At 69.8% G+C, this 13902-nt stretch carries 13 protein-coding genes; 12 read left to right on the top strand and 1 reads right to left on the bottom strand.

Annotated elements, in window-relative coordinates; translation table 11 throughout:
- The first annotated feature begins 91 nt into the window (after positions 1–91).
- Genes AL346_RS20780 through AL346_RS20760 form a run of 5 tightly spaced genes read left to right on the top strand, consistent with a single transcriptional unit; the run spans position 92 to position 4988 of the window.
- The gene (locus tag AL346_RS20780; protein ID WP_019400131.1) at positions 92–895 is read left to right on the top strand and encodes an SDR family NAD(P)-dependent oxidoreductase; all 804 of its coding nucleotides are present in this window, start codon (positions 92–94) and stop codon (positions 893–895) included.
- A gap of 3 nt (positions 896–898) precedes the next feature.
- A complete protein-coding gene (locus AL346_RS20775; protein ID WP_019400132.1) occupies positions 899–1756 on the top strand; it encodes an IclR family transcriptional regulator in 858 nt (285 codons plus the stop codon).
- Positions 1753–3372 carry an acyl-CoA synthetase gene (locus tag AL346_RS20770; RefSeq protein ID WP_026014765.1) on the top strand — a complete coding sequence of 540 codons (1620 nt, stop codon included), beginning with the start codon at positions 1753–1755 and terminating at the stop codon, positions 3370–3372. Before AL346_RS20775 ends, AL346_RS20770 begins: the two co-directional genes overlap by 4 nt.
- Before the next feature lie 10 nt (positions 3373–3382).
- Positions 3383–4138 (top strand): SDR family NAD(P)-dependent oxidoreductase, encoded by a 756-nt coding sequence (locus AL346_RS20765; RefSeq protein ID WP_019400134.1) that lies wholly within the window; start codon positions 3383–3385, stop codon positions 4136–4138.
- Positions 4139–4148: 10 nt separating this feature from the next.
- Complete coding sequence (locus AL346_RS20760) at positions 4149–4988, top strand: PCC domain-containing protein (RefSeq protein ID WP_019400135.1); 840 nt, start codon at positions 4149–4151, stop codon at positions 4986–4988.
- A gap of 18 nt (positions 4989–5006) precedes the next feature.
- Here the strand turns inward: AL346_RS20760 and AL346_RS20755 are convergent, their stop codons facing one another.
- Complete coding sequence (locus AL346_RS20755; RefSeq protein ID WP_019400136.1) at positions 5007–6110, bottom strand: substrate-binding domain-containing protein; 1104 nt, start codon at positions 6108–6110, stop codon at positions 5007–5009.
- A 192-nt stretch (positions 6111–6302) separates the two neighbouring features.
- Between AL346_RS20755 and AL346_RS20750 the strand changes: the two genes are divergently transcribed.
- The 7 genes from AL346_RS20750 to AL346_RS20720 all read left to right on the top strand — a co-directional run bounded on the left by AL346_RS20750 (position 6303) and on the right by AL346_RS20720 (position 13902).
- A complete protein-coding gene (locus tag AL346_RS20750) occupies positions 6303–7286 on the top strand; it encodes an autoinducer 2 ABC transporter substrate-binding protein (RefSeq protein ID WP_026014766.1) in 984 nt (327 codons plus the stop codon).
- Between the two features lie 81 nt (positions 7287–7367).
- Complete coding sequence (locus AL346_RS20745; protein WP_019400138.1) at positions 7368–8885, top strand: sugar ABC transporter ATP-binding protein; 1518 nt, start codon at positions 7368–7370, stop codon at positions 8883–8885.
- Positions 8878–9879 (top strand): ABC transporter permease, encoded by a 1002-nt coding sequence (locus AL346_RS20740; RefSeq protein ID WP_026014767.1) that lies wholly within the window; start codon positions 8878–8880, stop codon positions 9877–9879. The genes AL346_RS20745 and AL346_RS20740 overlap by 8 nt, the downstream gene beginning before the upstream one ends.
- An 11-nt stretch (positions 9880–9890) precedes the next feature.
- A complete protein-coding gene (locus AL346_RS20735; RefSeq protein WP_026014768.1) occupies positions 9891–10892 on the top strand; it encodes an ABC transporter permease in 1002 nt (333 codons plus the stop codon).
- Positions 10893–10894: 2 nt separating this feature from the next.
- Positions 10895–11743 carry a sugar phosphate isomerase/epimerase gene (locus AL346_RS20730; RefSeq protein ID WP_019400141.1) on the top strand — a complete coding sequence of 283 codons (849 nt, stop codon included), beginning with the start codon at positions 10895–10897 and terminating at the stop codon, positions 11741–11743.
- Positions 11744–11755: 12 nt separating this feature from the next.
- Entirely contained in the window at positions 11756–13189 is a 1434-nt protein-coding gene (locus AL346_RS20725) for an FGGY family carbohydrate kinase (RefSeq protein WP_019400142.1), read from the top strand.
- A gap of 14 nt (positions 13190–13203) precedes the next feature.
- Positions 13204–13902 (top strand): class II aldolase/adducin family protein, encoded by a 699-nt coding sequence (locus AL346_RS20720; RefSeq protein ID WP_019400143.1) that lies wholly within the window; start codon positions 13204–13206, stop codon positions 13900–13902.

Genomic DNA, 13902 nt, shown 5'->3' with positions numbered 1-13902 from the left:
CGGGGGGAGGGGAAGAGCTGCGCCGGTCCGCGTCGTGCTCGTCGCGGCGGGCTGGCAATGGCGAAGTTCATCACAAGGGAAGACACCGACCGTGGCCGATCGACTGAAGGGAAAATGCGCGATCGTCTTCGGCGCCGGCTCGTCCGGCCCCGGCTGGGGCAACGGCAAGGCGACCGCTGTCGCCTTCGCCCGTGAGGGCGCCAGGGTCGCCTGCGTCGACCTTGCCGAGGCGGCCGCGGCCGAGACGGCGGCGATCATCCGCGAGGAGGGCAACGAGGCCATCGCGCTCGCGGCGGACGTGACGAGCCTCGCCTCGGTGGAGGCCGTGGCGGCTGCGGCGATGGAGGCCTTCGGCGCCATCGACATCCTGCACAACAATGTCGGCGTCACCCACATGGGCGGCCCGGTCGAGCTCGACGAGGAGCGGTTCCAGGCCGCGCTCGACCTCAACATCGGCTCCGTCTACCGCACCGCCAAGGCCGTGCTGCCGCATATGCTCAAGGGCGGCGGCGGGGCCATCGTCAACATTTCCTCGCTCGCGGCCATCCGCTACGTCGGCTACCCGTATTTCTCCTATTACGCCACCAAGGCGGCGGTGAACCAGGCGACCGTGGCGCTCGCCATGCAATATGCCCGGCAGGGCATCCGCGCCAATTGCATCATGCCCGGCCTCATCGACACGCCGATGATCTACAAGCAGATCTCCGGCCAGTACGGCTCGGTCGAGGAGATGGTGGCGGCGCGCAACGCGCTCGTGCCGACCGGCCGCATGGGGACAGCCTGGGACATTGCCGCCGCGGCCGTCTTCCTCGCCTCCGACGAGGCGCGCTTCATCACCGGCGTGTGCCTGCCGGTCGACGGCGGCCAGAGCTGCGCCGTCGGGCCGATGTCCTGAGCCATGACCCTCGCGCTGTCCCGCGATCGCGACCAGACCGGGGCGCAGAGCGTCGACAGGGCGCTCGGCCTCCTGTCGATGGTCGGTCGCCATGCCGAGCGGGGCGCGTCGCTCACCGATATCGTCGAGGAGAGCGGCCTCAACAAGCCGACGGCGCGCCGCCTGCTGCTCGCGCTGATGCGCGCCGGCCTGGTCGAGCAGGACGGGACGAGCCGCCGCTATTATCTCGGCGAGGAAGCCTATGTGCTCGGCTCGCTGGCCTCGCGCCGCTTCGGGCTGCTGCAGGTCGCCATGGAGAGCCTGACGCGGCTGTCGAAGCGCACCGAGGATTCGAGCTTCCTGTCGGTCCGGCGCGATACCTTTTCCGTCTGCCTCTACCGCGAGGAGGGCACCTACCCGGTGCGCACCCACGCGCTGCAGGCCGGGTTCGAGCATCCGCTCGGCGTCGGCGCCGGCTCGCTCGCCATGCTCGCGGCCCTGCCCGACGAGGAGGTGGAGACGGTGCTCGCCGCCAATGAGGCCGTGCTCAGGGCGAAATATCCCATGCTGCCGGCGTCGCGCATCCGCGAGGGCGTGGCTGCGACCCGCGCCCGGGGCTTTGCGCTCAACCCCGGGCTCATCTTCACCAATTCCTGGGGCATCGGCATGGTCGTGCGCGGGCCTGATGGCCGGCTCGCCGGCGCGCTGTCGATCGCGGCCATCGACAGCCGCATGCAGCCCGAGCGCCAGAGCGAGCTTGCCGGCTATCTCGCGCTCGAGGTGCGGGTGGTCGAGGAGCGTCTCGCCCAGATGTTCGCCGCCCGCAGTCCGCAGCGCGGGCAGGCCGCCATGAGGAACCAGGTCAGGAGATCGGCACGATGACGACGACACCGCCCGGGGGCGTTGTGCCCTGTTCCACGCGGGTGATGAACCTTTCCCATTTCCTCACCCAGGCGGCCCGGCGCAACCCGGACGACATCGGCTTCGTCTGGCGCGAGCGGCAATGGACCTGGCGCGAGATGGAGGCGCGGGTCGACGCCATGGCGGCGGCCCTGCGCGACCGCTTCGGCCTTCGCAAGGGTGACCGGGTGCTCATCCAGTCCGCCAACTGCAACCAGATGTTCGAATCGATGTTCGCCTGCTTCCGCCTCGGGGCGGTGTGGGTGCCGGCGAACTACCGCCAGTCGCCGGAGGATGTCGCCTATCTCGCCAGGGCGAGCGGCGCGCGCGGCCTCATCTGCGGCGCGGGTTTCACCGATCACGCGCGCGCCTGCCGCGAGACGGCGCCGGACCTCGAATTCACCATCGCCATCGGCGCGGCGGATTTCGGCGAGGACTACGACGCCCTCGTGGCGCAGCACCTCGGCCAGACGGTGCCGAGCGTCGCGGTGGAGCGGGACGACCCGTGCTGGTTCTTCTACACTTCCGGCACCACCGGGCGTCCGAAGGCCGCCGTGCTGACGCATGGCCAGATGGCTTTCGTCATCACCAACCACCTGTGCGACCTGGTGCCGGGCACGACGCGCGAGGACGCGTCCATCGTCGTCGCGCCCCTGTCCCATGGCGCCGGGGTGCACCAGCTCGTGCAGGTGGCGCACGGGGCGAAGACGATCCTGCTGCCGACGGACAAGCTCGACGTGCCGACCGTCTGGCAGCTCGTCGAGGAATGGCGGGTGACGAACCTCTTCACCGTCCCCACCATCCTCAAGATGCTGGTGGAGGACGAGAGCGTCGGCCGGTTCGACCATTCCTCCCTGCGCTACGTCATTTATGCGGGCGCGCCGATGTACCGCGAGGACCAGAAGAAGGCGCTCGCGACGCTCGGGGCCGTGCTCGTGCAATATTTCGGCCTCGGCGAGGTGACGGGCAACATCACCGTGCTGCCGCCGGCCTATCACAGCCCGGAGGACGGGCCGCAGGCGCGCATCGGCACCTGCGGCTTCGAGCGCACGGGCATGCAGGTCGAGATCCAGGACGACGCCGGCAATCCCGTCGCGCCGGGCGAGACCGGTGAGATCTGCGTCATCGGCCCGGCCGTCTTCGCCGGCTACTACGATAACCCCGAGGCCAACGCGAAGGCCTTCCGCAACGGCTGGTTCCGCACCGGCGATCTCGGCCACATGGCCGAGGACGGCTTCGTCTACATCACGGGCCGCGCTTCGGACATGTACATCTCCGGCGGGTCGAACATCTATCCGCGGGAGATCGAGGAGAAGATCCTGCAGCATCCCGACATCGGCGAGGTCGCGGTCGTCGGCGTGCCGGACCCGCTGTGGGGGGAGGTGGGCTATGCCGTCTGCGTCACCCGGCCCGGCGTCGCGCCCGAGAGCCTCGGCCTCGACCGGTGGCTCGACGGCAAGATCGCCCGCTACAAGATGCCCAAGCGCTTCATCTTCTGGGAGGCGCTGCCCAAGTCGGCCTACGGCAAGATCACGAAGAAGATGATCCGCGAGGAGCTGGAGCGGCGCGGCGAGATCGCCGGCAAGGCCCCGGCATGAGGAGGGCGCGATGAACAATAGCGAGAAGGGCGCCGTCGCCATCACCGGCGGCGCATCCGGCATCGGCCTCGAGACGGCGCGGCTCCTCGGCGAGCGCGGCCATGCCGTCTTCCTCATCGACATGAAGCGCGAGGCCCTCGATGCGGCCTGCCGCGACCTCGGCCTGCCCGTCGCGCACGGCATCGCCTGCGACGTCACCGACGAAGTCGGGATCGAGGCGGCCATCCGGGCGATCACGGCGGAGCATCGCCTGGCAGGCGTCGTCAACTGCGCCGGCATCGCCGTCGACCGTCCGGCGGTGGAGACGAGCGTCGCCGACTTTCGCCGCATCGTCGACGTCAACCTGACGGGGTCCTTCATCGTCTCGCGGGCCGCGGCGCGCCACTGGCTGGCGGCGAAGGAGCCGGGCGCCATCGTCAACATCACCTCCGTGTCGGGCCTCACCGGCAACAAGGGCCGCAGCGCCTACGGCGCGTCGAAGGGCGGGCAGAACCTGCTGACGCTGGTCCTGGCGACCGAGCTCGGCGCAGCCGGCATCCGCGTCAATGCGGTCGCGCCGGGGCCGGTCGACACACCGCTGACGAAGGCGGTCCACACCGAGGATGTGCGCCGGCAATGGATCGAGCGCGTGCCCCAGCGCCGTTACGGCACGCCGCGCGAGATCGCCGGGGCGGTCGCCTTCCTGCTCTCGGAGGATGCGGCCTATGTCAACGGCCAGATCCTCGCCGTCGACGGCGGCTTCATCCATGCGGGCCTGGCGCCCTGAGGAGGTCCCGATGCGCAGCATCCGCCACCCGGGGCCCGTCTCCCGCGAACGCTTCTTCGCCGTGCCGTGCACGGCGGTGCCGCTGCGGCTGACGCTTGCCGCCGGCATCAGCATCAACGAGGCGGTCGGCCGCGCCTTCGCGGAGGCCGGCCTTGCCGGCGGCTATCTCCGCCTCGCTGGCGCCCGCGTCGATCCGATGCGCTACGTCATCCCCGCCGCCGCGCCGGACGATACGCACGCCGCCTGGTACAGCGAAACCTTCGCGCCCGCGGGCGTGACGGTGATCGAGGATGCCGGGCTCGTCGTCGGGCGCCGCGACGGCGAGCCGTTCCTGCACTGCCACGGTCTCTGGACGCCGGCGGGCGGCGAGCGCCGCATGGGCCATCTCCTGCCGCTCGATTCCTGCCTTTGCGAGCCCGTCGAGGCCGCGGCCTGGGGCCTTGCGGGCGCGCTCTTCGACGTGCGGGAGGACGAGGAGACGAACTTCCGGCTGTTCCGGGCCGTACCCGCCGAGGCGACGCGGCATGACGGGGCCCGTGCGATTGCCTGCACGATCAAACCGAACGAGGACATCGCGCCGACGATCGAGCGCATCTGCCGCGAGAACGGTATCGGTGACGCTTCGGTCCACGGCATCGGCAGCCTCGTCGGCGCGACCTTCACCGAAGCACCGGAGATGGCCTCCTACGCGACCGAGGTGCTCGTCACCGCGGGTCGCGTGCGCGCCGGCCGCTGCGACCTCGACATCGCGCTCGTCGGCATGGACGGTTCCATCGGCGGCGGGCGCCTGCGGCACGATGGCAACGCGACCTGCGTGACCTTCGAGCTTCTCATCGTGGCGGACGCCTGAGGGGCGTGCCGATGCGCATCATGCGGGATGGGCGACGGTCGCGTCGGTGGTGCGGCCCGCCGGCCGGGGCGGCATGTCCTTCAGCGCGTCGAGCGGGCCGGCGAGGGCCGTGCGCGGCGGCACGAGCTCAGGCGCCACGAGGTGGATCTGCGCCGCGGCCGCGGGATCCGCGATGATCTCGAAGGCCCTGGCCAGCATGGCCTCGACATTCTGCCGGATCATGATGACCGGGAACGGCAGGAAGGACGCGAAGGGATCGTAGTCATAGCAGCCGACCACGAGATCCTTGAATGCGGCGTCCGGGAAGCCCGCCATGAAGCGCAGGAAACCTTCGAGATTGATGGTCGAATTGATGATGATGGCCCGCGGCAGCCGGCCCTCGCGCGCGAAGAACGCCTCGAAGGCGAGCCGCGTGTTGTTGGCCGAATAGCCCGTGGGCTGGATGCAGACGTCCGGGTCGGCGCCGAGGAGCGTGCGCTTGACGGCGCGGAAGCCGCGGAGGCGCTCGCGGCTCGCATGGTCGTCGCGCCCGCCGAAGATGTAGAGCTCCTCCGGGCGCAGCGGCTCTGTCGCGGCGCAGTGGCGGATGACGGCCTCGGTGAGCCGGCACGCGCCGTCATAATTGTCGCTGATGACCGAGGGGGCCCGGGTGCCCGGCAGGTCGACGTTGACGTGCCTGAGCCCGGCTTTCTCGCAGATCTCGTGCACGCCGTCGGGATCGGTCGCGCCGCAGATGAAGAGCTCGTCGACCGAATAGGCGATGAGGCTTTCCGCCGTCTCGCGCTCGGCCCTCGGGTCGCGGCTGGCGCTCGCCACGATCGGGCATTCGCCGCGCGCCCGCACCATGGCCTCGAAGGTCTGGGCCAGCGACGAAAAATAGCGGTTGTCGTAGAGCGGGAGCAGGAGGCCGACGAGGCCGGAGCGCGAGCGTCGCAGGCCGCGGGCCTGCCGGTTGGCGGTATATTGCTGGCTGTCGGCGAGCTTCAGGACGAGCGTGGCGGTCTTCTCGCTGATCCGGCGCTTGCGCCACGAGCCGTTGAGCACCGCGCTCACCGTCGACGGCGAGCAACCCGACAGGGCCGACAGGTCGTAGATCGTCTTTCTCTTGCCGCTTCTCTTCATGGCCGATCCGACTGCCGCTGCGCCCGTCCTGCATGGAACCACCCGGCGGGCTTATTCGCGGCTTGACGACAGGATAGCAACTGCGGAATAGTTGCACCATCGATTGTGCAAGCCCCGCAAAGATCGGTCAACGACAGGGCTGCGAGCAGATTGTCCGCGAAGGGCGCGGGCATGGCTGCCTGGGAGGAAAGCATGAGAAAACTGCTTGTCGCTGCGGTTGCAGCGTCCTTGTCCATCGCATCGGCTTTTTCGGCGGCGGCGCAGGAGACCGGCAAGGTCGGCGTCGTCGTCAAGATCGGCGGCATTCCGTGGTTCAACGCCATGGAGGCCGGCATCAAGGAGCGGGGCGCCAAGCTCGGCGTGGACGCCTTCATGGTCGGCCCGACGAGCGCCGATCCGGCGCTGCAGGTGCGCGCCATCGAGGATCTCATCGCCCAGGGCGTCAAGGTCATCGGCGTCGTGCCGAACGATGCGACCGTGCTCGAGCCGGTGCTGAGCAAGGCGCAGAGCAACGGCATCATCGTCATCACGCATGAATCGCCCAGCCAGAAGGGCGCCGACTGGAATTTCGAGCTCGCCTCGGCCACCGGCTTCGGCGAGGCCCATGCCGAGCTCCTCGCCGAGAAGACGGGCGGCAAGGGCAAGTATGCCGTCTTCGTCGGCTCGCTGACGGTGCCGCTGCACAATGCCTGGGCCGATGCGGCCATTGCCCACCTCAAGGAGAAATATCCCGAGATGCAGCTCGTCGGCGAGCGCTACGGCGTCGCCGAGGATGTCGATGCCAGCCGCAAGACGGCGCTCGACCTCATCTCGGCCCATCCCGACCTCAAGGGCTTCCTCGCCTTCGGCAGCCAAGGGCCGATCGGCGCCGGCCGCGCCGTCGAGGAGCGCCGCAAGGTCGGCGAGATCTTCGTGCTCGGGCCCTTCTCGCCCGGCCAGGGGCGCAAGCTCATCAAGTCCGACGCCATCTCGGGCGGCTTCATGTGGAACCCGAAACAGGCCGGCGAGGTCTTCGTCACTTTGGCCGACCGGCTGATGAAGGGCGGCAAGATCGAGGCCGGTGACGAGATCGAGGGCCTCGGCAAGGTCACGCCCGACGGCAACAACATCATCGTCGACCAGCTCGTCACCATCAACAAGGACACGGTGGATCAGCTCGCCGACATGGGCCTCTAAGGAGCCGGGCCTGAAAGGACCGAAATCCCTGCCGGGCGGGACCCGCCCGGCCATCGGCCGGCAAGCGAGAGCGGACGAGACATGGCTACGGCTCAACCGGGCGCCGCGCCGGCGCCCCGGCCCCTCCTGTCGCTGAGTGACGTCAGCGTCACCTTCGGCGGCGTCAAGGCCCTCAAGGGCGTCTCATTCGAGGTCATGCCCGGCGAGGTGCATTGCCTCGCGGGCGAGAACGGCTCCGGCAAGAGCACGCTCATCAAGGTCATCACCGGGGTCTACCGGCCGGACGGCGAGGCGCGCATCAGCTTCGACGGCGAGGTCTACGACCACATGACGCCGGTCGCCGCGCAGGCGGCGGGCATCCGCGTCATCTGGCAGGACCTTGCCCTCTTCCCCGAGATGTCGGTGGCGGAGAACATCGCCTTCCAGGAGGTGGTCGGCGGCCGCCCGCGCCGCGTCGACCACGGGGCCATGCGCGAGACCGCGCGGAAGGTGCTGGCGCGCCTCGGCACCAGCCTCGACCTCGACCTGCCGCTGCGCGACTATTCCATCGCCCGCCGGCAGATCGTCGCCATCGCCCGCGCGCTCGTCGGCGAGGCGAAGATCATCTTCATGGACGAGCCGACGGCCTCGCTGACGCAGGCCGAGACCAACCATCTGCTCGACATCGTGCGCACCCTCTCGCGCGAGGGGATCGCGGTCGTCTTCGTCAGCCACCGCCTCGCGGAGGTGATCGAGATATCGGACCGGATGACGGTGCTGCGCGACGGCCGGCTCGTCGGCGTCTATCCGGCGAAGGAGATGACCCCCTCGCGCATCACGGAGCTGATGACGGGGCGCACCTTCGACGCCAATGTCAGGGCTCGCTCGCATGGCGCGGCACCCGCTGTCCTCGCGGTCGAGGGCCTGACGCGCCCGGGCGAGTTCGAGGACGTCTCGCTCGTGGTGCGGCGCGGGGAGACGCTCGGCATCACGGGCCTGCTCGGGGCCGGGCGCACGGAGCTCGCCCTGACGCTCTTCGGCATGCGCCGGCCGCATGCGGGCACCATCCGCCTCGACGGCAAGCCGGTGCGCTTCCGCTCCAACCGGGACGCGATCCGCGCCGGCATCGCCTATCTGTCGGAGGACCGGCTGTCGCTCGGGCTCATCCAGCCGCAGTCGATCGCCGACAACCTCGTCATCGCCTCGCTCGGCAAGGTCATGACGGGCGGGCTCATCTCGCGGCGCCGGAAGGAGGGGCTCGTCGCCCGCTGGGTCGGCGAACTCGGCATCAAGATCGGCCGGCAGGAGGATGCCGTCTCGACCCTCTCGGGCGGCAACCAGCAGCGCGTCGCCATCGCCAAGTGGCTCGCGACGGACCCGCGCCTCCTCATCCTCGACGCGCCGACCGTGGGCGTCGACGTCGGGGCCCGTGCCGGTATCTTCGACATCGTGGCGCGGCTGGCGGCCGAGGGGCTCGCCATCATCCTCATCTCCGACGAATTGCCGGAGGTCTACTACAACGCCGACCGGGTGCTGCACATGGCGCGCGGCCGCATCGTCGGCGAATACGACCCGCGCAGCGTCACGCTGCCGGAGCTGGAGGCGGCGGTCTATGCTTAGGAGGCTTCAGACCCAGACCACCGAGATGGTGCTGCTCGCGGTGATCGTGGCGATCTGCCTCGTCCTGTCGCTGGCGAGCGACCGCTTCTTCACGCTGGTCAATCTCTTCGACCTCGCCAACGCCAGCGCCGTCAACATCATCTTCGCGGTCGGCCTGCTCGTCGTGCTGATCGCCGGCGGCATCGACATCTCCTTCGCCGTCGCGGCTTCCGTCGCGCAATATCTGACGGCGCTCGCGCTCGCCCAGATCGGGGGCGGCGGCTGGGTGAGCGGCCTCATCATCGCCGGCAGCATCGGCATCCTGCTCGGGGCGTTCAACGCCTTCCTCATCCACCGCTTCCGCATCATCTCCATCGTCGTCACCATCGCGACGTTCAACATCTACTTCGGCCTCCTGATGTTCTTCACGCGCGGCGTGTCGATCTACGACCTGCCGGACTGGTGGACGGGCAAGATCATCCTGTTCGAGCGGCAGATGGCGGACGGCAGCTGGGCGGAGCTGCGGCTGCCGGTGCTGGTCATGGCCCTGTGCGTCTTCGCCACCTGGGCGCTCATCCGCCACACGACGACCGGGCGCCAGCTCTATGCCTTCGGCGACAATCCGGAAGGGGCGCGCCGCTTCGGCATCAGCGTCGCCGCCATGCAGTTCATCGCCTTCGGCTGGCTCGGCCTGATGGCGGGCATCGGCGGCCTTGTGCAGGCTCACTATGCACAGGAGGTGGTGCCCAATGCGCTCTACGGGCGCGAGCTCGACGTGCTGGCGGCCGTCGTCCTCGGCGGGGCGCGGCTCGGCGGCGGGCGGGGATCGGTGCTCGGCTGCGTGCTCGGCGTGCTGCTCGTCGCCATCGTGCAGAACGGGCTCAACCTGCTCGGGGCGTCGCCTTACGCCTTCCGCATGATCATCGGCGTCATCATCCTCGTCGCCATCACCTTGTCGAACGCGCAGATCGGAAAGCTGTTCGCGACGCGCAGCGAGGGGAGGGCGGCGCCATGACGTCCCCCTTCATGGTCCTGCCCCTGAAGCGCCCGCCGCAGGGGCTGAGCGCGGACCTTGCGGGACCGCTCGCCGCCTTCGTCATGGTGATGCTGGTCTTCAGCCTGGCGACGCCGCGCTTCCTGTCGTCGGCGACCTTCGGCTCGGTCGCCTTCCAGCTGCCCGAGCTCGGCCTGCTCACGCTCGCCATGCTGCTGCCGATCCTCACCGGCGGGCTCAATCTCGCCATTACCTTCACCGCCAATATCGCGGGGCTGACGGTCGCCTGGGTGCTGCACCAGAACGGCGGCGTCAACGCAGGCCCGGAGGCCTTTGCCCTCGGCGTCGTGCTGGCGCTCGCGGCAGGGGCGGCGAGCGGTCTCGTCATGGGGCTCGTCATCGCCTTCTCGCGCGCCCACCCCATCCTCGTGTCGCTGGCGATGATGATCTTCCTGCGCGGGCTCGGCGAGTTCCTGACGCGCGGCGGCGACATTTCGGGCTTTCCGGCCTTCATCCGCCCGCTCGGCCACGGCATGGTCCTCGGCGTGCCGGTGCCGCTCATCGTCTTCCTCGCCTGCGCGGGGCTGTGGCATCTGATGCTGTCGCGCACGCGGCTCGGCTTCAACATCTACATGATCGGCTCGAACAGCGCCGCGGCGCGCTATTCCGGAGTCGATACGCGCAAGGTCATCGTCCTCGTCTACACGCTCTCCGGCCTCATGTGCGCGATCGCCGGCATCATCATGATGGCGCGCTTCAATTCCGTGCGCGTGGGCCATGGCGAGGCCTATCTGCTCATCACCGTGCTCGCCTGCTTCCTCGGCGGCGTCGACCCCTTCGGCGGCTTCGGCCGGGCGGTCCCGGTCGTCGTGGCGCTCGTCGTGCTGCAGCTGCTGTCCTCCGGGCTCAACCTCCTCGGCGCCAGCCAGCATCTGGCGACGGCGGTGTGGGGCATGCTGCTGGTGGCGGTCATGGTTCTGCGCTGGCTGGCGGGGCAGGTCGCGGCGGCGCTCGAACGAAGAAGACGGAGGTAGCGATGCAGGGATTCGGCGTCCACACGAGCATGTGGACCATGACGTGGGACCGGGCAGGGGCGGAGCGGGCGGTCGCCGCTGCGCAATCCTACGGCATGGATTTCATCGAGATCGCGCTGCTCAACGCGCCGGCGGTCGATGCCGCCCACTCGCGCGCGCTGCTCGAGAAAGCGGGCCTCAGGGCCGTGTGCTCGCTCGGCCTGCCGGAGCATGCCTGGGCCTCGCAGCGGCCCGAGGCGGCGATCGACTATCTCAAGGTCGCCATCGACAAGACGGCGGAGATCGGCGCCGAGGCGCTGTCCGGTGTGATCTTCGGCGGCATCGGCGAGCGCACCGGCGTGCCGCCGACCGAGCAGGAATACGACAACATCGCCCGCGCGCTGACGGCCGCCGCCCGGCACGCCAAGGCGCGCGGCATCGAGCTCGGCATCGAGGCGGTCAACCGCTACGAGAACCACCTCATCAACACCGCGCGGCAGGCCGTGGAGATGGTGGAGCGGGTGGGCGCCGACAATGTCTTCGTCCACCTCGACACCTATCACATGAACATCGAGGAGAAGGGCGCGGCCATGGGCATCCTCGATGCGCGCGAGCACCTCAAGTACATCCACATGTCGGAGAGCGACCGCGGCACGCCCGGCTGCGGCAACGTGCCGTGGGACGAGATCTGCGCGGCGCTCGCGGCCATCGGCTTCCGCGGCGGCCTCGCCATGGAGAGCTTCATCAACATGCCGCCGGAGGTGGCCTATGGCCTCGCCGTCTGGCGGCCGGTGGCGAAGGACGAGGCGGAGGTCATGGGCAACGGCCTGCCCTTCCTGCGCAACAAGGCCCGGCAATACGGCCTCATCTGAGCGGAGGACGCGATGGCCGGGATGCGGGCCGGCGGCGTCGTCGCGGTGTTCGACGTCGGCAAGACGAACATCAAGCTGAGCGCCGTCGACGCCGACGGGCACGTGCTCGAGACACTGAGCGTGGCCAATCCGGTGCGCGAGGGGCCGCCCTGGCGGCACCACGACCTTGCGGCGATCCGCGGCTGGCTGCTCGACGGGCTCGGCACGCTGGCGAAGCGCCATGCTCTGCAGGGCTTCGTGCCCGTCGGGCACGGCTCCGGCGGCGTCCTCGCCCTTGCCGATCCCGACATGGGCGACGGCGCGGCGCTGCCGATGATCGATTACGAGCAGCCGCTGCCGGAGGACATCCGCGAGGCCTATGCGCCGCTCGCCGGCCCGTTTCTCGACCGCGGCAGTGCGCTGATGCACGGGGCGACGCACCAGGCACGCCAGCTGTTCTGGATGGAACGGGAGGCGCCGGCGGCGGTCGCCGCGGCCCGCTGGTATCTCGGCATCCCGCAATACTGGGCCTGGGTCATGTCCGGCGTCGCCGTCTCGGAGGCGAGCGTGCTCGGCGCCCAGTCGCATCTGTGGAACGTTCCCGAGCGGAGCTGGGCGGCCATTGTGCGCGATCGCGGCTGGGAACGGCTGATGCCGCCCTTCGCCAGAGCCTGGCAGGCGGTGGGCCGGCTCAGGCCGACGCTCGTGACCCGTCACGGGCTGCCGCAGGACCTCGCCATCTTCGCCGGCGGCCACGACAGCAGCGTGAATTACTATCGCTACCAGGCGGCGGGGCTGCGCGCGGCAAGCGTCGTCTCCACCGGCACCTGGATCGTCGGGCTGTCGGGCGGAACGCCGCTCGCGCGGCTCGACGAGCATCGCGGCATGACCTGCAACAGCGATGTCTTCGGCGCGCCGCTCGGCGGCGTTCTCAGCATGGGCGGGCGGGAATTCGCGGCGATCGCGGGTCCGGATGCCCCGGCAGAGCCTGTCGCCGTCGAGACCGCCGCCCGGCTTGCCGCGCGCGGCACCATGGCGATGCCCTCCTTCGGCGACAGCGACAGCCTCTTTCCCGGGAGCGCCGGGCGCGGCCATATCCGTGGCGAGCCGCCGGCGACGCCAGCGGAGCGCAAGGCCCTCGCCGTCCTCCACTGCGCCCTGCTGACGGCCGAGTGCCTCGATGCGCTGGGGCCGGGGAGGGATGTCGTCCTCGATGGCAGCTTCGTGCGCGAGCCGCTTTATCCGGCGCTCGTCGCCGCCTTTGCGCCGGACCGGCGCGTGCGCTTCAGCCTCGATGCCTATGGCGTCGCGGCCGGAGCGGCACTGCTCGCCGGCCATGGCGAGCGATCGCAGCCGGCCCCCGTCGATCTGAGCGAGGCCGGCCCGCTTCCGCCGGTCTTCATCGCCTATGCGGAGCGGTGGCGCGAAGCGGTTCGCCGCGATGCGCTGGCCGCCCCGACATCGTGAGAAAGGAGCCTTCCATGGCAGCAAACGACACGCAGGCCCTGCGCCGCGAGATGGTGGACATCTGCCGGCGCATGAATGCGAGCGGCATCAACCAGGGCACGGCGGGCAACCTCTCCGTGCGCGCCGGCGACGGCTTCCTGATCACGCCGTCGTCGATGCCCTATGAGACGATGACGCCGGAGGACATCGTCGAGATGGACTTCGACGGCACCTATGTCGGCCGCCGCCCCTCGTCGGAATGGCGCTTCCATCGCGACATCCTGCGCGCGCGCACGGACATCGACGTGGTGCTGCACTGCCACTCCATCTATGCGACGACGCTGGCCTGCCATCACAAGCGCATCCCGGCCTTCCACTACATGGTCGGCGTCGCCGGCGGCAACGACATCCGCTGTGCCGGCTACGCGACCTTCGGCACGCAGGCACTGTCCGACAACGCGCTCGCCGCGCTCGAGGGACGCCTGGCCTGCCTTCTCGGGCAGCACGGCCAGATCGCGCTCGGCAAGACGCTGGACGCGGCGCTGTGGCTCGCCATCGAGGTCGAGACCCTGTCGCGGCTCTATGTCCAGGCGCTGACGCTCGGCGACCCGCCGGTCCTGCCCGACGACGAGATGGAGCGCGTGATCGGCCAGATGCGCCGCATGAGCTACGGCCTCGCGCCCGATGCGGAGGGCGTCAACGACATCGCCCGGCCACGCGGGGGCGCAGGATAA

It is taken from the genome of Chelatococcus sp. CO-6, from assembly GCF_001271345.1.
Lineage (GTDB): Bacteria > Pseudomonadota > Alphaproteobacteria > Rhizobiales > Beijerinckiaceae > Chelatococcus_A > Chelatococcus_A caeni.
This window is presented reverse-complemented; position numbering and strand designations above follow the sequence as displayed.